The organism is Nitrosospira sp. Is2 (genome assembly GCF_033095785.1).
GTDB lineage: Bacteria > Pseudomonadota > Gammaproteobacteria > Burkholderiales > Nitrosomonadaceae > Nitrosospira.
Genome location: NZ_CP137134.1, coordinates 351,701 through 372,802 on the forward strand (window position 1 = coordinate 351,701; position 21,102 = coordinate 372,802).

General features: G+C 50.5%; 28 protein-coding genes and 2 pseudogenes. 16 read left to right on the plus strand and 14 right to left on the minus strand.

Annotation, left to right across the window (positions count from 1 at the left end):
* Positions 1 to 82: 82 nt before the first annotated feature.
* The 6 genes from R5L00_RS15765 to R5L00_RS01605 all read left to right on the plus strand — a co-directional run bounded on the left by R5L00_RS15765 (position 83) and on the right by R5L00_RS01605 (position 4,397).
* Positions 83 to 412 (plus strand): thermonuclease family protein, encoded by a 330-nt coding sequence (locus tag R5L00_RS15765; RefSeq protein WP_411555578.1) that lies wholly within the window; start codon positions 83 to 85, stop codon positions 410 to 412.
* A gap of 227 nt (positions 413 to 639) precedes the next feature.
* Positions 640 to 1,320, plus strand: coding sequence for a PEP-CTERM sorting domain-containing protein (locus R5L00_RS01585; protein WP_317653013.1), 681 nt, complete (start codon positions 640 to 642; stop codon positions 1,318 to 1,320).
* 489 nt (positions 1,321 to 1,809) lie between these two features.
* Positions 1,810 to 2,499, plus strand: coding sequence for a PEP-CTERM sorting domain-containing protein (locus R5L00_RS01590; protein ID WP_317653014.1), 690 nt, complete (start codon positions 1,810 to 1,812; stop codon positions 2,497 to 2,499).
* 63 nt (positions 2,500 to 2,562) lie between these two features.
* Positions 2,563 to 3,099 carry a PEP-CTERM sorting domain-containing protein gene (locus R5L00_RS01595; RefSeq protein ID WP_317653016.1) on the plus strand — a complete coding sequence of 179 codons (537 nt, stop codon included), beginning with the start codon at positions 2,563 to 2,565 and terminating at the stop codon, positions 3,097 to 3,099.
* 207 nt (positions 3,100 to 3,306) lie between these two features.
* Positions 3,307 to 3,990, plus strand: a complete 684-nt coding sequence (locus R5L00_RS01600; protein ID WP_317653017.1) for a response regulator transcription factor — start codon at positions 3,307 to 3,309, stop codon at positions 3,988 to 3,990.
* Between the two features lie 170 nt (positions 3,991 to 4,160).
* Entirely contained in the window at positions 4,161 to 4,397 is a 237-nt protein-coding gene (locus R5L00_RS01605; protein WP_317653018.1) for a hypothetical protein, read from the plus strand.
* Positions 4,398 to 4,403: 6 nt separating this feature from the next.
* Here R5L00_RS01605 and R5L00_RS01610 read toward each other — a convergent pair whose 3' ends face one another.
* Entirely contained in the window at positions 4,404 to 4,667 is a 264-nt protein-coding gene (locus R5L00_RS01610) for a hypothetical protein (protein ID WP_317653019.1), read from the minus strand.
* A 427-nt stretch (positions 4,668 to 5,094) separates the two neighbouring features.
* Between R5L00_RS01610 and R5L00_RS15770 the strand changes: the two genes are divergently transcribed.
* From R5L00_RS15770 to R5L00_RS01620, 3 genes are all read left to right on the plus strand, one after another.
* Positions 5,095 to 5,220: a hypothetical protein gene (locus R5L00_RS15770; protein WP_411555579.1), complete on the plus strand. Its 126-nt coding sequence runs from the start codon at positions 5,095 to 5,097 to the stop codon at positions 5,218 to 5,220.
* Positions 5,221 to 5,347: 127 nt separating this feature from the next.
* Entirely contained in the window at positions 5,348 to 5,614 is a 267-nt protein-coding gene (locus tag R5L00_RS01615; protein WP_317653020.1) for a hypothetical protein, read from the plus strand.
* A gap of 85 nt (positions 5,615 to 5,699) precedes the next feature.
* Positions 5,700 to 6,227, plus strand: coding sequence for a recombinase family protein (locus tag R5L00_RS01620; protein ID WP_411555580.1), 528 nt, complete (start codon positions 5,700 to 5,702; stop codon positions 6,225 to 6,227).
* A 151-nt stretch (positions 6,228 to 6,378) separates the two neighbouring features.
* On the opposite strand, the gene R5L00_RS01625 is transcribed toward R5L00_RS01620, so the two are convergent.
* From R5L00_RS01625 to R5L00_RS01635, 3 genes are all read right to left on the minus strand, one after another.
* Entirely contained in the window at positions 6,379 to 6,792 is a 414-nt protein-coding gene (locus tag R5L00_RS01625; protein ID WP_317653021.1) for a BON domain-containing protein, read from the minus strand.
* Positions 6,793 to 7,025: 233 nt separating this feature from the next.
* Positions 7,026 to 8,390, minus strand: a complete 1,365-nt coding sequence (gene cls, locus R5L00_RS01630) for a cardiolipin synthase (protein WP_317653022.1) — start codon at positions 8,388 to 8,390, stop codon at positions 7,026 to 7,028.
* 59 nt (positions 8,391 to 8,449) lie between these two features.
* On the minus strand, positions 8,450 to 9,043 hold the full coding sequence (locus R5L00_RS01635) for a hypothetical protein (RefSeq protein WP_317653023.1): 594 nt from the start codon (positions 9,041 to 9,043) through the stop codon (positions 8,450 to 8,452).
* Positions 9,044 to 9,788: 745 nt separating this feature from the next.
* Here R5L00_RS01635 and R5L00_RS01640 point away from each other — a divergent pair.
* The 3 genes from R5L00_RS01640 to R5L00_RS01650 all read left to right on the plus strand — a co-directional run bounded on the left by R5L00_RS01640 (position 9,789) and on the right by R5L00_RS01650 (position 11,260).
* Positions 9,789 to 9,956 (plus strand): hypothetical protein, encoded by a 168-nt coding sequence (locus R5L00_RS01640; protein WP_317653024.1) that lies wholly within the window; start codon positions 9,789 to 9,791, stop codon positions 9,954 to 9,956.
* A gap of 39 nt (positions 9,957 to 9,995) precedes the next feature.
* Entirely contained in the window at positions 9,996 to 10,376 is a 381-nt protein-coding gene (locus R5L00_RS01645; protein ID WP_107692350.1) for a hypothetical protein, read from the plus strand.
* Positions 10,377 to 10,828: 452 nt separating this feature from the next.
* Positions 10,829 to 11,260 (plus strand): SOS response-associated peptidase, encoded by a 432-nt coding sequence (locus R5L00_RS01650; RefSeq protein WP_317653025.1) that lies wholly within the window; start codon positions 10,829 to 10,831, stop codon positions 11,258 to 11,260.
* 175 nt (positions 11,261 to 11,435) lie between these two features.
* Here R5L00_RS01650 and R5L00_RS01655 read toward each other — a convergent pair whose 3' ends face one another.
* From R5L00_RS01655 to R5L00_RS01675, 5 genes and pseudogenes are all read right to left on the minus strand, one after another.
* Positions 11,436 to 11,741 carry a hypothetical protein gene (locus tag R5L00_RS01655; protein ID WP_317653026.1) on the minus strand — a complete coding sequence of 102 codons (306 nt, stop codon included), beginning with the start codon at positions 11,739 to 11,741 and terminating at the stop codon, positions 11,436 to 11,438.
* 494 nt (positions 11,742 to 12,235) lie between these two features.
* Positions 12,236 to 13,477, minus strand: a complete 1,242-nt coding sequence (locus R5L00_RS01660; RefSeq protein WP_317653027.1) for a DUF3466 family protein — start codon at positions 13,475 to 13,477, stop codon at positions 12,236 to 12,238.
* 522 nt (positions 13,478 to 13,999) lie between these two features.
* Entirely contained in the window at positions 14,000 to 14,572 is a 573-nt protein-coding gene (locus R5L00_RS01665) for a hypothetical protein (RefSeq protein WP_317653028.1), read from the minus strand.
* Between the two features lie 82 nt (positions 14,573 to 14,654).
* Positions 14,655 to 15,533, minus strand: a complete 879-nt coding sequence (locus R5L00_RS01670; RefSeq protein ID WP_317653029.1) for a hypothetical protein — start codon at positions 15,531 to 15,533, stop codon at positions 14,655 to 14,657.
* Between the two features lie 347 nt (positions 15,534 to 15,880).
* Positions 15,881 to 16,164 (minus strand): annotated as a pseudogene (locus R5L00_RS01675) (HU family DNA-binding protein).
* A gap of 314 nt (positions 16,165 to 16,478) precedes the next feature.
* On the opposite strand from R5L00_RS01675, the gene R5L00_RS01680 reads away from it, so the two are divergent.
* The 4 genes from R5L00_RS01680 (at position 16,479) to R5L00_RS01695 (ending at position 18,107) form a co-directional block, all read left to right on the plus strand.
* A complete protein-coding gene (locus R5L00_RS01680; RefSeq protein WP_317653030.1) occupies positions 16,479 to 16,700 on the plus strand; it encodes a hypothetical protein in 222 nt (73 codons plus the stop codon).
* A 127-nt stretch (positions 16,701 to 16,827) separates the two neighbouring features.
* Positions 16,828 to 16,977: a hypothetical protein gene (locus R5L00_RS01685; RefSeq protein ID WP_317653031.1), complete on the plus strand. Its 150-nt coding sequence runs from the start codon at positions 16,828 to 16,830 to the stop codon at positions 16,975 to 16,977.
* Between the two features lie 24 nt (positions 16,978 to 17,001).
* Positions 17,002 to 17,208, plus strand: coding sequence for a hypothetical protein (locus tag R5L00_RS01690; protein WP_317653032.1), 207 nt, complete (start codon positions 17,002 to 17,004; stop codon positions 17,206 to 17,208).
* A gap of 182 nt (positions 17,209 to 17,390) precedes the next feature.
* Positions 17,391 to 18,107, plus strand: coding sequence for a DVUA0089 family protein (locus R5L00_RS01695; RefSeq protein ID WP_317653033.1), 717 nt, complete (start codon positions 17,391 to 17,393; stop codon positions 18,105 to 18,107).
* A 52-nt stretch (positions 18,108 to 18,159) separates the two neighbouring features.
* Here R5L00_RS01695 and R5L00_RS01700 read toward each other — a convergent pair.
* The 5 genes and pseudogenes from R5L00_RS01700 to R5L00_RS01720 form a co-directional block, all read right to left on the minus strand.
* A pseudogene (locus R5L00_RS01700) lies at positions 18,160 to 18,327 on the minus strand (HU family DNA-binding protein); the annotation flags it as partial.
* Entirely contained in the window at positions 18,318 to 19,511 is a 1,194-nt protein-coding gene (locus tag R5L00_RS01705; RefSeq protein ID WP_317653034.1) for a PEP-CTERM sorting domain-containing protein, read from the minus strand. The gene R5L00_RS01705 and the pseudogene R5L00_RS01700, both read right to left, overlap by 10 nt.
* A gap of 257 nt (positions 19,512 to 19,768) precedes the next feature.
* The gene (locus R5L00_RS01710; RefSeq protein WP_317653035.1) at positions 19,769 to 20,089 is read right to left on the minus strand and encodes a hypothetical protein; all 321 of its coding nucleotides are present in this window, start codon (positions 20,087 to 20,089) and stop codon (positions 19,769 to 19,771) included.
* A 490-nt stretch (positions 20,090 to 20,579) separates the two neighbouring features.
* Complete coding sequence (locus tag R5L00_RS01715; RefSeq protein WP_317653036.1) at positions 20,580 to 20,768, minus strand: hypothetical protein; 189 nt, start codon at positions 20,766 to 20,768, stop codon at positions 20,580 to 20,582.
* Between the two features lie 2 nt (positions 20,769 to 20,770).
* Positions 20,771 to 21,043 (minus strand): hypothetical protein, encoded by a 273-nt coding sequence (locus tag R5L00_RS01720; RefSeq protein ID WP_317653037.1) that lies wholly within the window; start codon positions 21,041 to 21,043, stop codon positions 20,771 to 20,773.
* Between the last annotated feature and the right edge of the window lie 59 nt (positions 21,044 to 21,102).

Consider the following 21,102-nt stretch of genomic DNA (forward strand, 5'->3'; position numbering starts at 1 on the left):
ATCACGCGGAAAGTGAACGAACCGATATTGACAGTCGCTCTCTGATCTGTGCTTCGACAAGGAGGCGGAAGTTAGCCCCCTCGTGAAGAACCGCTACCACCCCACTGTCGCTCGGGTTAAATGCGGTGGCGTGGACGTAAATTCAGAACAGGTTAATCGCGGCATGGCTTGGGTCTATCGGCGCTACACGAAGGACCATGACCTGTATGTGCTGGAGCATGAGGCTAAAGAATGGGAAAACCTAGGGACTTTGCCGACTAGCTGGGACGTAAATCTGGACATGGAAGCGAAAATTGTTGCCCCACTACACGATTGCAGCGTGATTGCTTACTGGGCCGTTCTCTTTCTCCGATCCTCACATTTGAGGTCGAGTTCAGCTCGATACGATCCAATCCGCGTTTTCCGCTCATAGGTCGAGGCCGATCCAGTTTTTCCCCTCTCACTGTACGAAAGTACATGACGAGGTTCGTGACACCTGCCGACAAATCTTCCACCCAAGCAGTTCCAAGCTTCTGATATTTAACCCGAATTATAGTGGCACGGCTTTTGCCTAGTAAGCTGTGTGGCAGCGGGTACGTGATTACCGACTTCCTATTGCAGCGTTGATAATTAATTGATTTCTTTTCCGACGGATACATTGTGAAAACATATTTCAGAAAAACCAAGCTGGTCGCCGCACTTTCCGCTCTCAGCTTCTTCGCCGCTGTCAGCACCTCGCAAGCAGCCCTGCTCGAGATCGACTTCTCGAAATCGGGCGCTTTTTCGGGTACGACGCCTTCAACTCCCCTCAATGCGAGTGATGTTTTCGCTAAGGCTATTTTCGACGATGGCGGTGGCTCTGGCAGCGTGACCCTGACTATGAGCGTCTTGAATAATCTGTCGACAACTGGTGCCTATGTGAAGGACTGGTACTTTAACGTTGCCAATGCGCCCCTTACTGGTGTTGCGTTTACCAGCGGAATCTCCACATCCGATATTGATATCGGAACCAATGCTTTTAAGGCTAATGGGACAGGCGGAAAATTTGATTTTGCGTTTCATTTCCCAGGAGAACTCGTACCTGGCCACACCTCCGTGTACACCCTGACGGGAGCAGGCATTACCGCCAACTCCTTCAATTCTGTCTCGGTGCCTGCGCCTAATGGCGGTGGTTATCTTGGCGCAATACACGTGCAAGGATATCAGGGAACCAGTGCTTGGATAAGTGGGCAAATCGGAGATCCCGTGAGTTCCCCGAGCCAAGTACCCGAACCCGCAACCCTTGCGTTACTTGGGCTTGGCTTTCTTGGCATAGGGGCCACACGCCGCCGCAATAAATAAGTATGGAGCAATAAGGAGGGCGGTAAAAGTGGAACCCCATCCAAGGATGACGACAGAGGCTCATCCAAGGATAACGATAAAGGGCGTCTTGCCAGGATATTGTTTCTTTCCCCGACCGGGATAGCAGATAAGACTGCTTCCGGGAATCCCGGTAATTCACGGTCGGCAGTCGGTAGTACTCGTATTTTGGCGCGATACACTCTTCACACGACGCACCGCAACTCTCCTTTCATTCGTCCAGCCGGGCCGAGTGCCATTGCCAACCCGTATCCGTTGGCCTTTGCCAGTTTTCCTGCTGGCCGCCGCCTCGTTCACCCCAACAAGTGTTTCACCGTCTCGAATCTTCGGTCACTCCAATGAGCGCAACTTGAATCGCCCATAGTGCAAGGGAACCATAAAATGACAGTCGAGTAGACTATATTAAGTTACTGAATTAACGGGGACAATCTGTTAGTGGGCGGGAAAAAGAAGTCCATACGCACACGTGCAATGAATATTGTTCTTGAATCTTTTTTGGAGCCACAAATGAATGTAAAAACAAAATCGCTTATCGCCGCCCTAATCTTTGGTGGATCGATATCCGCAGCATCGGCGTCAGCTGTAATCACGGACATTACCGCAAGCGGCCCTGGCATGGGATCTTTTTCAGTCCTTGCCAGTTCCACTAACGACAAAGGTCTGGATCTTTCCAAAACCTTTGACAGCATCAACCCCATCACTTTGACATTCACGGTTGCGCATTCCGTGGGCAACGGCGGCTCCTACGATGTAATTGAGTCGATCACCAACAACACTGGAACAGCTTTTTCTGACTTCCATTTCAGCATCACGGAGCCAACGAACGCACCTGGGAACGGCGTTGTGTTCACCAGTTTCAACTCGTCGACTCTTGCCGGTTTCACCCTTGATTCGCCTTCGGTAAATCAGTCGTCCCCCTTTAATTCCAGCGGTCCCCGCGATCTAAACTTCACCGGAACCTTGGCTGTCGGCGGCACAGCAGATGCAGCTTTCCACCTGAGCCCTTTTGATCCCGGCGCCGGCAACACCTATACGTTTTCCATCACGCAGACACCGACGGTGAGCGCAATTCCTGAACCGGAAACCTACGCCATGCTGCTTGCAGGGCTTGCAGTTATGGGGGCTGTCGCAAGACGCAAAAATAGCAAGAAACACGCGTAGGAGCTTTTTGCACCTTCGCTGAGCAATTGGCCAGCGAAGGTTGATAAAAAACAGGGGATAAGAATGAATAAGAAAAAAAGGTTTTTTTCTGGGGCTCTAGTAGCGTTGTTTAGCGCGGCAGTGTGGATACCAAGTGCACAGGCTGTCTTTATCGTCGACACAAAGATCGGGGAGTCTTTGCTTGGGAATTCGGGCGATGCAACAGAACTTGCCGCGATGGAAACGTTTGCCAACAACAATAACCTGGTTCAGGATCTAAAGATCAGCTCGTTCACTGCTTTTGTGAATGCGCCGGGGGAGTGGTATCTGGACGTGGCCCCGACCGAGCCGGGTTACTTTCTTCTAAAGTTTGGCACCGGGGGTACCAGTGCAACAGCCGACACTTTCTTCTTCCAGAATATCGGGGAGATGACCAAGCTGGTATGGTCTGATTCGCAAGTTCAGTTCCTCTCCGGGGGCGGCGGCAATAATACTAATATTGGACGGCTCAGCCATTACACGACGTACGATCCTAGCACGCAGGTTCCAGAACCCGGCACTCTCGCGCTGCTAGGCCTTGGGCTCGCGGCTTTTGGCATTCGGCGCAAGCGGAAACAGTAACAATCAGTTATTGAAATTGAAACAGACCCGCTTCGGCGGGTTTTTTTTGGAAATATATTAGTCGCAACGGTGACGAGTTCCGACCCGCGTTTTTTTCCCCGATAAAGGGCCTCACAGCAGCAGCATGAGATCTCCGGTAGCATTAGTAGCCCCGCATCTTTATTATGACCAGCAAAACGCCGACCGTAATATTTAACGAGTTCCCCAGTGCATATACTTATTGTTGAAGACGATCCCGCGATTGCCACCAATCTTTATGATTTCCTCGAGGCTCGCGGTCACAGCGTGGATGCAGCTGCAGATGGAATCACTGGCCTACATCTCGCCGTAACCCAAAAATTCGACGGAATTCTGCTTGATCTTGGTTTGCCGGGAATGGATGGCATCACATTGTGCCGGAAACTCCGCAAGGAAGCCGATATCGACACGCCCGTACTGGTGCTTACCGCGCGGGACACTCTGGACGATAAGCTTAAAGGTTTCGATTGCGGTGCCGACGATTACCTGGTCAAGCCATTTGCGCTGAAGGAAGTCGAGGCGCGGTTGGTGGCCATGCACAAGCGTCATGGAGGCAAAGTCACCGGTCGGCTGCTTGAAACGGGCCATCTTTCGTTTGATCCAAAAACGCTCTCCGTCCAGTTCGCAGGCGCAAGCGTTAAACTTCCACCAAAGGGCATGCGCTTGTTTGCGCTAATGATGAGCGAGCCAGGCCGGGTATTCAGCCGCCGGGAACTGGAATCGGAAGCATGGGGGGGTGCGCAGGGTACCAGCGATACCTTGCGCACCCATATGTACGAACTTCGCCATGCGCTAAAGAGGGCGGGAGGATACGACCCGATCGAAACAGTTCACGGCCTTGGCTACCGCCTGATTTCTGGTGCCCCCAGTTAAGAGCCCTATCCCTCAGTTAACGTTAACAAACATGCGTGACCCAACCTGCCGAGCTCGGATCACTTTCAGACGGTTCGCGCCGCCATTGTCTTCTGCCCCCGCCGCCAGTCTTTATACGTGAAATCAGGTCTTATGCAGCCGGACCGCACGTAGGTCAGGCATGAAGGCTAATGATCCCCATCAAAGAAAACATCCTGAGGCTTATTGGTGGGGAGTATGTTGCTGCGGAAACCAAGCAGTTGCCAGATCCCAATACAGCAAAGGAAGAGTTTCAGGAAACGGTTATGGAGGTACCTAACTTGGGCAAAGTCAGGTTTACCTGCAGGCGGTTTAAATCAAAGCATCATAAATCCGTCAATATTGTCTGGAGTGCGATAGCTGCCGTGAAAGTTGATCAGGTGCCTTGAGAATAACTATTTAATTACTGGATCATTAGAAATAACGTTCGTTGGCTGTTTTCCCTGAATCTGCTGAATGAGTTGATTAGCATCAAGACTTATATTTAAATTGCAAGAATTGATAAAGGCTCCTATGAGCAATAGCGAGGTGAAATATAGTTTCCTTTTAACATTCCTTATCAATTCACCGAAAGTGGGATCGATTTTCTCGACCTCTCTAGCCAATTCCTCAGCAGGCTTTTTCTCTTTATAGGCATTCTTAACAGCCGTACCAAGCACTTAACTTCTGCTGGGTAATATCGGGAGCAGAGACAATTGACAATATCCCATCTATTACATCAAATACGCCATCTGCAATATCCGCCCAGGCACCACAAAATGGGCATTCCTCCCTATTCCCAGACAGAGTTACGTTCTTCACCCCAGGGCCAAGCTGAATACCGCGCGAGGCAAACAGCCCTCCACATGATGGGCAGGAAGCAGGAATTTGAACGTAACTCATGGGCGACGCCTGTTAGAAGATGGTAAGAGAATTCTTAACGGCACGTTCGGTACGAGCTTAATGTCCATCTAGGTACACCACACTAACTAGATAAATTCCAGACGGAAAAATCATGATATGTGCATCGTGCGGAGCGGACGAACTGAAGCCTGACGTCCGGGACATAAAGCAAACCTACAAGGGCCGGTCAACATCATCAAAGATGTGCACGCCGACTGGTGCGGCCATTGCGGAACATCGGAAATAGACGCAGGACCGGGAGAGGGCGAACGGGTGTCGAAGGAAATGTGCGCCTTCGTGAAGAAGGTCGATCAAGAACAGTCGGATTAGGGTACATCATAATACACGCTCAAGCCTTTAAGCCTTTAATTAAAAGGGCAATTAAATCGAGCTTTGAAAAATTAGGTTATATTGTTAAACATTCAAAGTGAGATATTTAATAAAAGGCAAAGGAGAAATGATGAATCCAGAAGAAATCATGACACTTGAACAGCAGTGGGCGCCACTTCAAAAGCGTATGGAACAACTAGGTCAACCTGCAGACAAGATAGAGGCTATGCGTTGCTTTTACTATCAAGGCGTCGTTGCTACGCTATTCGTAGTCCAAGCAGCATTCCCCAACCTAAGTGAGCTAACGCCAGAACAACGGCAATTGCTTTTAAGGTGCAAAAAAGAATTAGGGGTGCATGTAAAAGAGGGTGCAGAAGGACAACTCAGTCACTGAAAATCTCAACTCTTTGTCATTCTGAGGTACACCTCAACCATACACCTGCACCTGACAGACCAGTCAGAGAATTGGATACGTTCGTGTGAGCTCGCTTGACCAGAACGCCGAGCGCCAGCTTGACGGCATTTATTCGGACAAGGTGTTCACCGACAAGGCATCAGGCAAGGATACGAACAGGCCACAACTTCAGGCAGCCCTGAATCATCTTCGTGCAGGGGATACGCTCGTCGTTCATTCCATGGACCGGCTGGCACGAAATGTGGAGGACATGCTCAGGCTTGTGAGGGAGATGAAAGATCGAGGTGTATCGGTTGAATTCATCAAGGAGAATATGAGCTTTACGGCAGGCAGTGATGACCCTCGTTCCATCCTGATGTTTACTATGCTCAGCGCCTTCGCACAGTTTGAGCGTTCGCTTATCAGGGAAAGGCAGCGGGAAGGCATAGCGCTGGCGAAGGCCAAGGGAACGGTCTACAAGGGCAGGAAGCCAGCGTTAAACGCGGAGAGGATTGCTCAACTGCGAGAACAAGCCGCAACGGGTGCAAACCGGACAAAACTGGCGAAAGAGTTTGGAATAAGCAGGGAGACTCTTTACCAATATATCCGATAAAAAGGGGTAAGGCCGGGAAGGAAGAAACGCCACTAATTGCCGATGAACTCAGCAGAGGTTAAAGGTAAATATGGCCCATCTCCTGCGAAATATCCCCCCAATGGTTCGGACCGGCTGGAATGCAGTCGGCTCCAACTCAATGTCATGTGGTTTATTTTGTCACAAGCAGGTTTTTAACCTCTTTCACTCCAGCCACCGCGCCAGCCAGTGCTTTGGCCCTATCGCTGCTTTTCGACGAATCGATTGATCCGCTTAATGTCACCACGCCTTTTATGGTATCAACACCGATTTGTAGTGTTTTGAGACCGGGCTCGGCAAATATGCCTGCTTTTACCTTGGTCGTAATCTCGGCATCATCAATAGTCACACTGGCCTTCTCGCCTTGCTTGCCAAGTTTTACACCGATTTCATCGGCTGCTTCACCTATTCTCTTGCTGGCTTCACCAGCCGTCTGGTCTATTTTTTTACCTGCGGTTTCTGCGGGCCCCGGCTTGTCGCATGCGGTAAGCCCGCAGACGAATAGCATCGAGATACCGATTAATGTGAGATTCTCTTTTACTTTCATTTTGGTTCCTTTTTAATTTTATTTACACCGCTAAAAATACATCCTGATTGATCGCCCACGACTGAGCCATAGCCCTTTTTCTTGTGCTGACTGCAGCGCTCCCGTCGACTCTGCTGACCAACCGTGTCGCCCTGTTCTTTGTCGTCCCGCTGACCGTCAGTCTGCATAAGGTGAGTACGGCACCGGTAAGGGGTCTTATCGCTTTTGTTAGGTTTTTTGGGTTGCGATAGAAACTAAAGGCCGCGAGCCAACAAGCTGGCGCCAAGTTCTTTTAGCCGAACAACAAATGGACGTTGCCGCCATTTTTCCAATATGACAAGCTGGGAAGATTCAATATCTTTGTCGAACAGTGCCTTCATTTGCGCACCGAATTCTTGCCCAAGAACGACCGCGTTGATTTCCTGGTTTTGCTCCAAACTTAACCAGTCAAGATTGGTCGAGCCTATGGTGGACCACACGCCGTCGACTAATGCGGTCTTGGCATGTAATAAAACATCCTCCCGTTCATAGATCTTCACTCCAGCACTCAGCAATTGGTCATAGTAAGAGTGTGCCGCATAAAATACCAGGTTCGAATCGGTTTTGTTCGGTAACATTAATCGCACGTCAACGCCGCGTTGGGCGGCGCCCTTCAACGCAGTCAGTAACCGTGAATCCGGTACAAAATACGCAGTAGTCACGTATGCATAGGTTTGAGCGTTGTTTATCGCGGATATAAGCGTAGCGTAAAGGCGGCTGTAAGGATCAGCGGGTGAACTGCCAACGGCACGCACTACTTCGTTACCCCTACTGCCTATCTGCGGGAAAAAAGATTTCGCTGCGATGGGCTCACCCTGCTGTTTTTCCCACGTCGCCACAAACAATTTCTGGAAATCACTGACGACGGGGCCTTCGATACGCAGATGGGTATCGCGCCATGGTGGGGAATCCCTAGTAGGAGGTTTTGATCTGAATGATCCGCTGGAATATACGCTGCTAATATTGACGCCCCCTACAAAGGCGATCTGGCCGTCAATCACGAGCAACTTACGGTGATCCCGGCCTACTTCCCATTTCTTGCGAAGGCTCAGCGGGTTGAGGGGATTGAATTCGAGTATCGCAATTCCGCTGTCGATTAATGGCTGGAAAAAGTCTTCAGGTGTATCGGCTGATCCCACGCTGTCGTAAATCAAATGTACCTGTATGCCCTGCTTTTGCTTTTCAATCAACGCAGCGGCAAAGCGACGACCGACTTCGTCGTCTTCAATACTATAGGTTTCCATGTTGATATGATGTTTGGCGCCCTGTATCGCCGCATACATCGATTTGTAGGTGGTGGGACCATCGATCAACAGCGTTACCTTGTTGCCCATCGTAAGCGAGCTTCCCGAGAGTTCCTCTTCCTGGGCAAGATGCTTGTTAAAGATATCTGTTTCAGGACTGCCTTTTTGGAGATGCGCGAGGACTGCCTTGCTTTCCTGGATAGAGAGTATCCCCTGTGCGCCATTGACGTGCACGGAACGGTTAGCGTGTGCGGTTTTATCTGGGATTGAGCGGGAACCGCACCCAACCAGCAGAATCATCGCGCACAGAGCTACCGAATATATCGGGGCTTTCATGAAACGAGCCTCTTCTGGGAGATATTTACCAGACCGTCAAAATGAAGACGCACGGAATGTTAACCCCGGTAACCCTTTGAGCGCATGCAAGAAGAATAAGCGGCCTGATATCGTGCATCATGCGACTTACTTTCATTGAGGCCGTAGAGGCTACCGCCTGCTGCACCGGTTAAGCCTCCTATGGCGGCTCCTTTTCCCGCATTCCCTCCCCCCGCGATGGCACCTCCGGCGGCACCTACTGCTGCTCCAATAGCAGCACCCAGCACGGCACTTGTGAGCACTTCCTCGGTTTTGCTGTTTACCTGATCATCTGCATACTCGTTGCATGTTGCAATGATGGACTGTGAAGGCTGCGCCGTCATCCGCTGGTTCTTTACCCGGACGACGTTCGCGCTCCCTACATTCTGAGTCACCTGGGCTTTCGTTTCACTCATTCGCACCGTTTTGGATTCAGGAGCCTCAATCTTTGATTCTCGTCCTGCTAGCATTGTGACCCCGACTGTTGTGCCCACCAACACTATTCCGATTGTTGCGAGCATCCATGGGTTAAGCGATTCGTGCGACATGGTATTTTCCTTGAAGGTACTTCGTTGCCCTTGGGCTCGGCTAACGCAGCCGAGAATTTTAGTGGGAGTTGCGATCCTGGTAGCCATGAGCTGCTTTTCGCTTATCATGACTGCGAACCTTTCGCTGTATTTCTTAATTCTGACCACGAGCTTGGCTGCCCTGATTTCTCAAGGCCGCTCGATTCCGGCCTTTTGTTTCCAGTAGGCCACTCGGCGTTTGAGTTCTCACTTCCTTTCTGACTTCTGTAACCAAACGCCGCCCTACCGGGTTTCTAACTGCATCCCTACTCGAATGCCGTTTGGTATCTTCGCCGGCTAACCCGGACTTTCTAAAGCCCAGCATGATGCCGGCCAACAATAGCTCAAGCCGACTGTAGGCGCGTTCCCGCTCCTTTAGAGCGCATCTCACATTTGGAATCGTCGCCAGGCAGCAACCTGAGTCTCGAGTTCTTCCGCACACTTTACTCGCATCGATGGTAATGACTATTGGACTGAAGTACACCCTAGGGAGTCGGTCACTGGGTTCTGGTTCATGTAAAATTTCGGAACTCTTTACGGACGCAAAAAAAAGATTGGAAAGCGGTGAAAAGCAGGAAAGCCCGGACTATGCGGGGACGTACATCCACATCAACTCGTTAAGGCTCAGCCAAAAAAGCTGTACCAAAGTCCACTGTTAATTAATCCCGAAGTCCGTAAGATCGGAGGAGTGCAGAAACACGTGACATTCCAGGCGAGATTGAGCTGAGGCGAGCGTACGCAAATGAGCAGGATATTGTCATAGAAAAGGACGGCAAGCGCGAATACTATCGTCCCAATTGATATTTTTGAAGACATGGCGGCGTCTTACCAAGGCTTGGACCATGTTGCTCTTTATAAAGCAGCTGAGGCGACGGACGACGGAACTCGCATTCCTGCCGAGGCTGTCGATGCCGAACTCGACGGCGTCCATCCGATCAAGGCATGGGCTATCAATGTTCTTTATCAATTTCACAAGCGTTAAATTTTCCGGTTGATCTTTTTACAAAGTAAGAGGCGGAGCATGTCCAGTACAAACGTAGAATTTCTCGTCGTCAATATCTCCAAGATCGAGGCTATCGTCGAGGAGCTGCCACACATTGGGTCGCGAAGGGAGATGAAGGCCAAAGTCGACGAGATCCTGCGGCTTGCTGAGCTGGCGCGGCAACAGGCTTACAGGCTGGCTGATAGCGAATCGAAAGAGACTTACGCGCCGAACTTCGATGTTCTGTGGGGCGGCCGGCCAAAGAAAGATGGAGCCGAAACGCCTATTAAGCCACCCAGACTAGGGAAAAATGAGCCGACACAGCTGGAGAATATTGGCACAACGGAAAGGCGTTTAGAGAGAGTTAAAGTGACGTGGGAGCGCCGTATTAATCCTTGGAAATACAACGGAGAGGACTAGCATGGAGAGGCTCAGGCTTTCCTCTGACCACTGAAGCCTTCCAGTGTTGGCGCGTGACGAGAAATGTGAACATGCCGACCCCGGCGAAGAACACCTTAACTCATTGCACAAATTGATGGCATGGCGCGGTGGGGAAGAAAGACAGCAAGCAATAGACAATTGCTTAATACATCTAAATGTGCGGCCGCATAGAACAATCCGAAACACGTGGGCACGACGCGAGGGGCTCTTATCCCAAAATTTGGGAGCCCGATTGGTTGGGTGGTGATCCTGGCCCCGAGTACAACCTTAGCCCTGGTCGCCCTGCCCTGTTGCTCCATTTGTTGACAGGAAAGCTTCAGTCCGATTACCTCACGTGAGGGTGCAGAACGCCGAACGAGGCGGCGGCGAAGCGCAAACCATGGACCAATGCGCGGGTAGAGAAGGCACTAACGGGCCGCTACTTCCGGCACATGTTCAGCCAAGGACGAGTGATCATTCCTGCGGGTGGATGGTATGAATGGACGCTCGAGAATGGGAAGCGACCTTGGTACATTACAAGGCGAACACATCAGCCAATCTTCATGGCTGGTCTTTCCAATTACGGGCCGAATCAGCATGGCGCTCAGCAGCAGAAGGTTGAAGTGGGATTCGTTATTGTCACTGAGGACTGTGAAGGCGGCATGGTGGACATACATGACCGTAGACCCGTGGTGCTGGAACCCGAGGACGCGTTGCGCTGGCTAGATCCTGAGACACCGGTCGAGGAAGCGGCACGTATTGCGCAGACACGGTCTCTGCCCACAGCAGAATTCGTCTGGTGGAAGGTGGACCGGGCAGTAAACCGGGTCGATCCGAACAACAACGGCAAGCACTTGCTAGTGCCCATAAGCGAGAGCGCCTGAACTGCTGGTGTGTGCCGCTACTAGTCCGTACTTTCCGCCTCCTGCCCTTCACCGTTGACGCGATAAGCCTTGTTGAACCTCCCGTCTGGTCTGCCAGGTGTCTCATGCCCGCTCCGTTATGCCAGTGAAGAAAGCCTGAGTTTCTTCCGGCCGAGGTTCTGGAGCTTCACACTTGCTAATTTTCCGAATTTTTTTTTACCAGGCTACGGCGGATAGCTACTTTTGCATCATGAAATTGTTTGTAGCGAGAAATCAAGAATGCACCGAAACCTAGAGAGAATAATGCAAAACTAGTTTGCCATATCTCGCTTCCGGTCGTGAACTCAACAGTCAAAAAAATTAAACCGATGGCTACGAAAAAAGTAATTATTAAAATTAGGCCCAAGTCCCACTTATCTGCAAAAACATTTGCATCCTTGATGAAACAGGCAATAGCCGTAAAAGAACCATCGGCCTCTGCGGACTCAACAGCTACAACCATTTCCGAGGATCTCTCAATAGGTACTGAACTTGAGATTACTCGGATTCGCTGCCCATTTACGGTAATTATTGCATAGTAAGCTGCGTCACCTTCCTGGTAGTTAAACACTACATCCGTTACGAGACCACTTATCAAAAACATCGTAACCCTAAGTTTTCAGAAACATCCTAATAATTGCCAGTGATCGTAACTGCGTTTAGCCACCGGCCAACCCACTAACGGCGCCAAAGCGTGAATTCTTGATCGGTCTAACTCTCGATTATTCATTCGTCCTTTCCTGACCGTGCTAACAATAGCAGAAATCAACTGCCCAGAGCAGGGATGACACTGACCTTCAGCGATACCGTAAATTCAATACAGGAGGGTCGCAGGTAGGAGATGCCAGGACAGGTAGTCCCTTTGTACCTATGTTAAAAACGGTACGAAACCAGATCCACCTGCACCCGCGCTGGGAAAAAAAGCGCGGACGTTATCCGCGCTTTTTTCGTACTACATCACGCTATTTTTTTGCGGCGCGCCATCAAACCCATCAATCCAAGACCAGCCAGGAGCATTGCATAGGTTTCCGGCTCAGGCACGGGGGTAAGCAGGTAAGCATAGCCATCACTGGCATTAGCGATGATTTGTCCTCGATCATTAATGCCTTGGGCGTCAGTTAAAAAGGTGCCGTTTTCGAGCTTCACCAGTTCGTTGAGATCCCTCATCCCATCCCCGTCTGGTCCTGTTATAAATGCATGCTTGCGATTTCCTATTGCTATGTCTGCCCAGCCGACCACTACTCCTTCTGAGTTAACGTCATAGGCTTCGCTGTTCTTACCGCCCAATGTTCCGAGGTCTGTCATCTCGCTATTCGCATCCGTAATGAAGGCATGGAACGGAGATTCCAAACCAAGGTCGGTGGTCGACGATCCCACGACTTTCCCTGAATCATTGACTGAAGTCGCAGTACTTTTGTACCCGCCGAGAGTGCCTAAGTCCAAGGCGCTTGCGTGATTTGGGCTAGTAATGTATGCGTGGTGAAAACCAGAATTGAAGAGGCCAGACCCTACTACTTGGCCAGAAGAGTTAATACCATACGCCCTGTCACCCTCCCCATGTAGGCCACCGATGGGTAGCGGATTTAAGCCATTAGGGCCCGTGACAAATGCGTCAGTCCCTGGATGGAAGGGTTGATTGATATAACCTGCCACCTGACCTGCATCGTTGATGCCCATGCCCGCGCTCTGCTCCCAGTCCGTAACTGGTCTTATTCCCCCGCCACTGTCGGCAATAAATGCGAACGGCATTATAGATTCGCCAATACCGTGCGGTGCTTGAGATATTCCTGTAATTTGTCCACTTGCATTGATAGCGTAGCCTTCGCTTGTATTTCCCCCAGGAAGGGCTCCACGACCAGTCATCTCCCGACCGTTAGCTTTGGTTACAAAGGCGTGATATTGGCCTACAGTACCCGTATCTGAGTTTCCGGTTATCTGGCCAGACGCGTTGATGTCAGTGGCGTATGTTCCGGGTCCGCCTAAGGTACCGATGTTAAAAGAAGTGTAGCTTTGGGAAAATGCTGGGGCTGCAAGAAGCCCGCTGAGAATGACTCCGGTAAAGTTTCTAAGCGAGTGCATTTGAAAAATACGACCTAGTTTCATAGTTACAAGACTCCAATAGTGAGATTGTTTTTGGAAGTTGGCACATGGCCAATCGCTAGCGCAAGAGCGCTCTTCAATATAGACAATTTGCGTCATTTTGCTGACATTGAGCTACCGAAATGTAACCAGGAGAACTGCAGGCATTGCTGCGCCTTCTAGCCCCATCCGCTGTAAATTTCTACCCCTTGCACCGCCTATTTAACGGAAGAGCTTAAGCGTTACCAGGATTCCTAGGCGCTGATCGCTTCTTAGAGAAGCTCGGGTTGTGTTATCTAGGCCGAGTTTCCCCAGGTATTGTTGCAATGGTTTTTATGGTAGAACGCTTACGTTGAAACAAATGGCACCAGGCAGAGTGGGAGTTCTGCGCGTGCTATTACGGATTCATGATGAAGAACGGTGTTGGCACTCCGGCGACAAGGTGGCAATCGAGCGAGGAGTGTACCGTCGTCAACAGCCAGTTGCTACCGGCCGCCTGCTTCTCAAGACGGATAGGTGGGCAGAGTCATGACTTTAGACGAGCTAGCGCAAGGATACGCAAAGCGGATTGCAAACCTAACTACAAAAACTTGCTAATGCGCATACGCTACCGGCACATTGCGCCATTCCCCGTAATAGCTACTAATTCATAAGAAGCCAACCTAAAACGAAGCTTCCTGCAATAGTACCGAATGCCCCGAGGATAAAAATTAACCATCGATAAAAGTACCAGCTATTACGTCCACCATTCGCAAAGTTTGCAACTTCATCATCCAAAAACCTCGCCACAGCTGACTCGTCATTAAGATTCTCAGAGTGATTCCTGGGATCACCGAGCCGGCTTTTCAGGTCAGCAAACCAGGGATGTTCGATGGTAGAGTGCTTCTCATGCACACGGGCGGCATATACGTAGAAGGAAACATAGAGCCGGTAGTAGCGGCCTATAAGACGATGGGTGATGTAGGAGACTGGTCCCATGAGTATGAGAAATACTGCGGCTAGGACCAGCGCGAGCTTTGATGCTTCGGGTGCACCTTGAAGCTTATCGAACGAGAATGCGGTAATGGCTAGCGACGCGGCCAGAATTGTAGTTAGCAGCGTGAGAGAGTATTTTGTATGAGAGAAGAATAATTGAAGTGAATCGATCATGTTCTGACGAGAAAAATTCAGCATCTCCTCGTGCTGAATATCTGACTGGTCATTATCTTTTTCCATGGTTCATCTTCGTTATGTTTTGGGCGAACCCTTGACCGTATTTGCTCTAGGTAGTCCCCCTCCCACAGCCCAACATAGCCTCTTAGGAACGGGCTCCCCAGCCGGTAACTGGCGGTTTTGTTATATCGTGAAGATCACCTAGTGTTCTGGCTCGTGCCTCATGGCCAAACCAATACGAAAACTCCGAAATTTGCATATCGGAATAGTAATTATCTTCGCGACGAAAATAGACATATGGATTTTTATGGACAGTAAACTTATTGTTGCGATACAGGCAGCTAGAACGATAAAGGTGCTGCCCGTTGATTAGTACACCATGCCAGTTTGGCGGGTAGTCATAATCGTAAAGAAGGAGTTTTAAATTTGGGTCACCCCGAATGCTGACGAGAAAATTGGCAATGTTTATGTGTAAACTGATACTTCGTTGGATCCACTCGTCACCAAGTTTGTCCCAGTCCCGCCAGTGAGGAGACAGTATCTTGAGGCTAATTACAGCCCTTGGTAGCTTGCCATGATGTTTCTCCTGGTAGCGCTCTATACACTCGCGGACCGTCTTCCACGACACGTGAAGCGCAACGCCTAGGACTTGAAGTTCTGTTGACTCGAAATCTTCGAAGCTCCTATCAATAATTCGTCGAATATCCGGTTGAACCTGATCCCAGTTATTAAACCGACGCGGCGCTTCTAGGCTTCTTATTATCTTCTCCATTGAATTTAGCTGTTCCATTTGGACGTTTCGACTCCGGTGCGCCTGGAAAGCTTGATAAAGCAAGAACAGAAAAATACCAACTAGCGCCACGCAGATTGCCATTAAGATGCCCAGAAGCAGGGTTTCGGTTTCGGTTGCTGTACGCGTAAGGTTATTCCAGAGAGAGGTGGCTAGCCATGCTGTCGCACTAAGTATTGCAACTCCCACCCCTTGGAAAAGCCACTCTTTGTTCTTATCGAGCCATTTAAGCATGGGAGAAGAATCCTAATTTTTTCGCTAGACGGCGGTTGAAGTGCTGTTTTTCGAACTCTACCGCAGACAGGCGATTGTTGTAACTATGTCGCCAAGTCGAGCTATAAAAAACATTAATTCACGACGGTAGCCTGTTATCTTTGTACAGGGAGGGATCTCTGAATGGATTCTCATAGAGCAATTGAGGAAGCCGCATATTGCGCAGGCGGTCGCTACCCACAGAAGAATTTGATTGACGGAAAGTGACAGAGCAGTAAAGCCGGTCGATCCGAACAACGACGGCAAGCACTTGCTGCTTCCTGTAAGCGAGAGCGCCTGAACTGCAGGTGCTGTGCCGCTACTAGTCCTTACTTTCCGCCACCATTTACCGCAACCTTCAACGCTGCACCTGGTTTGAATGCTGCAACCCGGGATGCTTCAATCTCCAGTTTTCACCAGTCTTGGGATTGCGGCCGGTACGTGCGGCACGATCGCGCACTTCGAACGTTCCGAAGCCGGGCAAGGTCAGCGAATCCCCTTTTTTCAACGTATCTGAAATAATTCCTATCAGTGCGTTCACTGCGGGGTTTGCAGCGGCCCCGCTAGAGTCAGTCTTTGCGGCCATTGCCTCAACGAGTTCTTTTTTGTTCATATTTATAGTCTTTTTCCAGTTAGTTAATGGCTCATTATAAAGTTCGGAGAGCTGAGGGTGGGTATTAGCAGGATGTGTATTCCTTGGTCCCCCAGTTCCCGGCGTGCTTGATTAAGCCCTGGTATACAACCCCTTTCCTGTCTACAGAAAATTGAGAAGAACCGCCAAACGGGCAGGGAGTACGGTCTAGTCACCTTTGGCGTCACCCTTGCCAACCCCTCCGCTCACCCACCGAAGCCATTGCTCGCAATGCGACCTCCGTGTCCCGGTGTTATAAAGCGCTATATAAAAAGTATAACAATGAGCCGTGTAGCATGAACACTTTCAAGGGGTGGGTTTTTGCGCTTGTTCTGTTTTTTCAGGATTCCTGCGTTCTGGCGGCTGCCACCCTCATGGGGGTGGTACGAGAAAACCATGTTGGCGGAAGCCTGGTCAAGAACGTATCGGTGAGCGCTCTGGGCGCGAATCCGATGGCAACCGGTGCTGATGGCAGTTTGTGCTTCACTTCCCGCAACGCCATCCGGGCAAGGACGTGAGCATCGATGTATCGCGTAATGGCTGGGGTGTCAATGATATTCAACTCCAGTTCCCCTTCCTGCCAACGCAGCACAAAGTCCGCTGGAAATCCTGACCGCAAAGACAGCTGAGCGCTAGAAGTGGGCCGTGAAGTTTTACCGACTGGTAGGCCAGAATACAGCAGACGCAAAACGCAAGGAGAAGCTTGCGGAACTGGAAGGCCGCAATGCCACAGGATCTGAGGAGCGGGCGCGACCGCTGCAGGCACGTGCCCCGGCGGATGAGATGGCGCGCTAGTTATCCGCTTAACGGGCAAGTGGTATGAGCAAGAACTACCGGAAGCCGGCGGCACTGTTTCTGGATGGCAGGATCGACAAAGCCCTCGGAATCTTGAGCGAGGAGCATCTGAAGCAGATGGCGGCGGATGCAAAAAAGCAGTTGGAAGAAGCAAAAAAAAAGCAGCAAGAGAATATCTTGCGCAGCTGGGTATTACGCAGTCAAATGCTTGCGTTGACGAAATTTTGTTAAATATATGTGAAGACCATAATGGTTTAGGCGATAGAGGTTATGGAACAGGGAAAAGGAGGGGCGGAATACACTGTCAATTCAATTGATGCGATTCTATTCGGCTGCGCTAGGATTCATGAAAGGGCTCCTGCTTTGCGAGTCGGTCTATTCGAGGGTACAACAATTATATTAAGGGGCCGGACATGAAGGTATTTAAATTATTTATCGCCATAGGTTTGATCAGTGGAAGTGCAAGTGCAAGTGCGGCCAATTTTTCTTTCATGGGAAACCTCAACCACGATGACGCGGTGCAGGAATTCAATTTCGAGGTAGAAGGAGCGGCAAGAGAGGTCACCCTGCGCACTTGGTCTTTTGCTGGTGGTACCAATGCCGAGGGACAAGTTATCCAAGCAGGCGGATTTGATCCCGTTGTGTCACTCTTCAATTCTTCGACCGGAGCGCTCATTAGCTTCAACGACGACGGCTTTCACTTTCAGGTTCCAGCTACTGATAACGAGTTTCCGACTTTCCCCTATTTCCCCTATTTCCCCAATTTTTCCAATTTCCCCAATTACCCCAACCCCAATTTCCCCCTTTTCCCCTCAACCAATTTTGCTTATGATTCACTTCTGACAACGAATCTTTCCGCTGGCAATTACACCGTCACGGTGACCCAATACAATAGTATTCCCGCGCCATTCCTTGCAAATGGTTTCTCGGGGTCCGTCCTAGAGAATTTTGGCTCCCACAGTTCGCAATGGGCACTGGATGTGTCAAATGTCGAGAATGCAACGGTTGGGGCTTCTTATATCTCTCAAGTGCCCGAACCTGATTCCTTTGCCATGCTACTGGCAGGACTGGGGTTACTGGGGTTGATAGCGAAACGCAGAAAGATAGAACGCCGATCTGCGAGTCTTTGAGCATCGATCAGTGCATTCCGACTTTCCCAAGTGAAGTATGAATACTCGTCCTTTACTTCCCGCCTGTATTGACCGCAGCCTTAAGCGCTGCACCTGGTTTGAAAGCTGCAACCCTCGACGCGGCAATCTTCAGTTCCTCACCCGTCTGGGGATTGCGGCCAGCACGTGCGGCACGGTCGCGCACTTCGAACGTTCCAAAGCCGGGTAACGTTAGCGAGTCCCGTTTTTTCGTCCACAACTGCATCTTCTTTGGCCACCCATGAATCCGATCAGGCCCAGCCCGGCAAGAAACATCGCGTAGGCCTGCGGCTCCGGGACTACAAGAGCAACACCAGAAGCCACGACTTGGCCTACATTATTGATGGCTACAGCCATGTCCAAAACAACTCCCTTCGGCAGGTCAACCAGCGAATTGAGATCCTTCATGCCCATCCCGTCGGGACCAGTAATGAAAGCATGGTACTCGCCTCCAGACGTCCGGGAGACTCCCACCACCTGCCCAGCCTCGTTGATGCCAGTAGATCGGCTAAAATCGTCCTCCGCAAACCACCCTAACGTGCCCAGATCCCTCATGCCCACACCGTCGGGGCCAGTGATGAATGCATGGGTACCGCCTACGCCCATTGTCAAGCTCCCCGCCACCTGTCCCGCCTCGTTGATGTCATAGCCAATGCTAGTGCCGCCCAAAGGGCCAAGGTCCCTCATACCCTTCCCATCGGGGCCAGTGATGAACGCATGGGGATACCCGTCGGGGGTTTCGAAGTCTCCCACCACCTGCCCGGCGTCGTTGATACCCAAAGCTTGGCTACTGCCACCTTGGCTGTAGCTCGGCCCTAGGGTACCAAGATCCCTCATGCCCACCCCGTCGGGGCCAGTAATGAAAGCATGAGAATTAGCTTCGGGCGTTGTGGAATATCCCACCACCTGGCCGGAATTATTGATGCCATAAACCGTGCTGCTGTCAAACCCGCGAAGGTCCCTCATGCCTGCGCCATCGGGGCCAGTGATGAAAGGATGGTATGTGTATGTAAGTCCGGGCGTCGTGGAATGCCCCACCACCTGCCCGGCCTCGTTAACGCTATAAGCAAAGCTGCTGTCCCGCCCTAACGTCCCGAGGTCCCTCATGCCCACCCCGTCCGGGCCAGTGATGAATGCATGGCTAGGGTAAGTGTCTCCGGGCATTGTGGAGGATCCCACCACCTGCCCGGTATCGTTGATGTCGGTGGGGACAGTCCAACCCCCGCCTAAAGTTCCGAGCTTCGTTACTGTCTTGGTGTTGAGGTCGATGAGGTAGGAGGGGAATTCAAGAGTATCAGCTGTTGCAGAAGTAACATGGTTCAGACTGACAATTAAAGCAGCGGCCCGTATCAGGCTGTAGACGTTGAAGCTTTGGCTAGTTTTCATGGTGAAGCCCTGTTTGATTTTCACGGGGGCGGGGAATGCAAAAAGTAACCCCTATTCGCTATAACCAGATGAAGAATCGGAGAAGTCGAGGCAGGGAATTCAATCTCAATTCGCTGAAATGAATTGTGCTGCGTAAAGTTGCCCTTTTGTTACACCCTTAAACTAGCAAAATACGCCTCACACTTTCCCTTCTTTTAATGCCACTATGGAGTTACTGATTATTTTAACTGGCCGTTGGTCGCCTAGTGATAAGCCCCTCATTCGATTTTGCGTGCACCAGCATGACTCAGAATATTACGGTCGCCTGAACAGGAGGCGACAAACAGTCGTAAACCTTGTTCTAAAGAAAATGCTGTCAGTGCCACTGCTGTTAGTTCCTTAAAGTTCTTGTTGGCCCTCTGAATATGGAAATATTTAGAACCGCATGGTCCGGCAGCATCGACTTGCACAACAACATCGCTTGGGTCTGCAAACACTTCTTCGGCTTTCCCAAAAACTACCGTTTCAGCCGTTGCGAAGCTGGAAAGATTTCCAGTGATAAACAAAAATAATAGTACGGAAAGCGCTCTCTTTTTCATCTTGCTTTACTCCTGCCTGTAGAAATTCACACTCGAACTTTTATCGATTCCCCCTCGGGAGTAGGCTTCAGCAGTGTGACCAACGCAACATTTCCAACTCGGGGTTTTCTTTTACTGAGCAGAATTCAAGTACAACGTAACAGCTTTGCCTGCTTTACTCTGTGATAAAACTCACACGCTTTACTTGAATTTGATTTCTCCTGCTGGTCAGCGAATCTAGGCGCAGGACATTTAGGAGCGCGGTTTCCCAGTTGTTTGGGAGACGCGTCATTTTACGGTCGGTCTTACGCTGCACGGTGACGAAGGGGCTCGCGCCAAGGATATGTGACTGGGGCGCAAGAATTCTCTGAGACGTTGTTTTTGAATCTACCTGTAGTTGTGTTACTAATGCCTCAGGGCTAACGCGGCAAGCCCAAACATTACTTATGGTCCGCCATGTGCCTAGCGAAAGAGGGAAATAATCGAATTGCTTCGTCCAGCCGTAGCTGGTTCAAGGGAATTTCTGGTCCGCCTTAACAAAGCTGATCAAAAAAATTCTGTCAGGAGGCCAATCCAACAATCCCGCCGTCGCGATAGCGTCCTCCGGCATCTCGTCATCCTCTACCATCACTAGCTTATACCCCGGACCCCCATTCTCGCGTAGCATTGCATCCTCAAGTTTCTCTAATCTTCTATTCATGTTCATTTCAGTAATTTCCTTTCCATTTGTGTCAGCCGCTTTTCAATTTCCGTAGCCTCGATCAACTTTCCAATACCGGTGAGAATATAAGCCAGGCGCCCCGCCTCGCTCGCGTCCATCCTTCCTGCTCGCGCTTCTCGGTACACACTAGCCATCTCGCGTCGCACATCCTCGAGCGCGTTCAGCTTGATTTTTGCGGGGGTGGGGGTACACGTCCCGGTTGTCGCATCAATGGTTACAGCCCGGCGTTTTGCACTTTCTATCTGCTGTTTCATCTTTTTCCCGCTCGAATGATGACCACAAATCCCCTACGTCAGCTCAGTCGATTTGTTTG

What these genes read in the sequence shown, in the direction of transcription:
- R5L00_RS01590 (WP_317653014.1), top strand. Translation starts at nt 1,810, where the DNA reads ATGAATATTGTTCTTGAATCTTTTTTGGAGCCACAAATGAATGTAAAA.
- R5L00_RS01595 (WP_317653016.1), top strand. Translation starts at nt 2,563, where the DNA reads ATGAATAAGAAAAAAAGGTTTTTTTCTGGGGCTCTAGTAGCGTTGTTT.
- R5L00_RS01605 (WP_317653018.1), top strand. Translation starts at nt 4,161, where the DNA reads ATGATCCCCATCAAAGAAAACATCCTGAGGCTTATTGGTGGGGAGTAT.
- R5L00_RS01615 (WP_317653020.1), top strand. Translation starts at nt 5,348, where the DNA reads ATGATGAATCCAGAAGAAATCATGACACTTGAACAGCAGTGGGCGCCA.
- R5L00_RS01625 (WP_317653021.1), bottom strand. Translation starts at nt 6,792, where the DNA reads ATGAAAGTAAAAGAGAATCTCACATTAATCGGTATCTCGATGCTATTC.
- cls (WP_317653022.1), bottom strand. Translation starts at nt 8,390, where the DNA reads ATGAAAGCCCCGATATATTCGGTAGCTCTGTGCGCGATGATTCTGCTG.
- R5L00_RS01635 (WP_317653023.1), bottom strand. Translation starts at nt 9,043, where the DNA reads ATGGCTACCAGGATCGCAACTCCCACTAAAATTCTCGGCTGCGTTAGC.
- R5L00_RS01640 (WP_317653024.1), top strand. Translation starts at nt 9,789, where the DNA reads ATGGCGGCGTCTTACCAAGGCTTGGACCATGTTGCTCTTTATAAAGCA.
- R5L00_RS01645 (WP_107692350.1), top strand. Translation starts at nt 9,996, where the DNA reads ATGTCCAGTACAAACGTAGAATTTCTCGTCGTCAATATCTCCAAGATC.
- R5L00_RS01650 (WP_317653025.1), top strand. Translation starts at nt 10,829, where the DNA reads ATGTTCAGCCAAGGACGAGTGATCATTCCTGCGGGTGGATGGTATGAA.
- R5L00_RS01655 (WP_317653026.1), bottom strand. Translation starts at nt 11,741, where the DNA reads ATGGTTGTAGCTGTTGAGTCCGCAGAGGCCGATGGTTCTTTTACGGCT.
- R5L00_RS01660 (WP_317653027.1), bottom strand. Translation starts at nt 13,477, where the DNA reads ATGACGCAAATTGTCTATATTGAAGAGCGCTCTTGCGCTAGCGATTGG.
- R5L00_RS01665 (WP_317653028.1), bottom strand. Translation starts at nt 14,572, where the DNA reads ATGGAAAAAGATAATGACCAGTCAGATATTCAGCACGAGGAGATGCTG.
- R5L00_RS01670 (WP_317653029.1), bottom strand. Translation starts at nt 15,533, where the DNA reads ATGCTTAAATGGCTCGATAAGAACAAAGAGTGGCTTTTCCAAGGGGTG.
- R5L00_RS01680 (WP_317653030.1), top strand. Translation starts at nt 16,479, where the DNA reads ATGAACACTTTCAAGGGGTGGGTTTTTGCGCTTGTTCTGTTTTTTCAG.
- R5L00_RS01690 (WP_317653032.1), top strand. Translation starts at nt 17,002, where the DNA reads ATGAGCAAGAACTACCGGAAGCCGGCGGCACTGTTTCTGGATGGCAGG.
- R5L00_RS01695 (WP_317653033.1), top strand. Translation starts at nt 17,391, where the DNA reads ATGAAGGTATTTAAATTATTTATCGCCATAGGTTTGATCAGTGGAAGT.
- R5L00_RS01705 (WP_317653034.1), bottom strand. Translation starts at nt 19,511, where the DNA reads ATGAAAACTAGCCAAAGCTTCAACGTCTACAGCCTGATACGGGCCGCT.
- R5L00_RS01710 (WP_317653035.1), bottom strand. Translation starts at nt 20,089, where the DNA reads ATGAAAAAGAGAGCGCTTTCCGTACTATTATTTTTGTTTATCACTGGA.
- R5L00_RS01715 (WP_317653036.1), bottom strand. Translation starts at nt 20,768, where the DNA reads ATGAATAGAAGATTAGAGAAACTTGAGGATGCAATGCTACGCGAGAAT.
- R5L00_RS01720 (WP_317653037.1), bottom strand. Translation starts at nt 21,043, where the DNA reads ATGAAACAGCAGATAGAAAGTGCAAAACGCCGGGCTGTAACCATTGAT.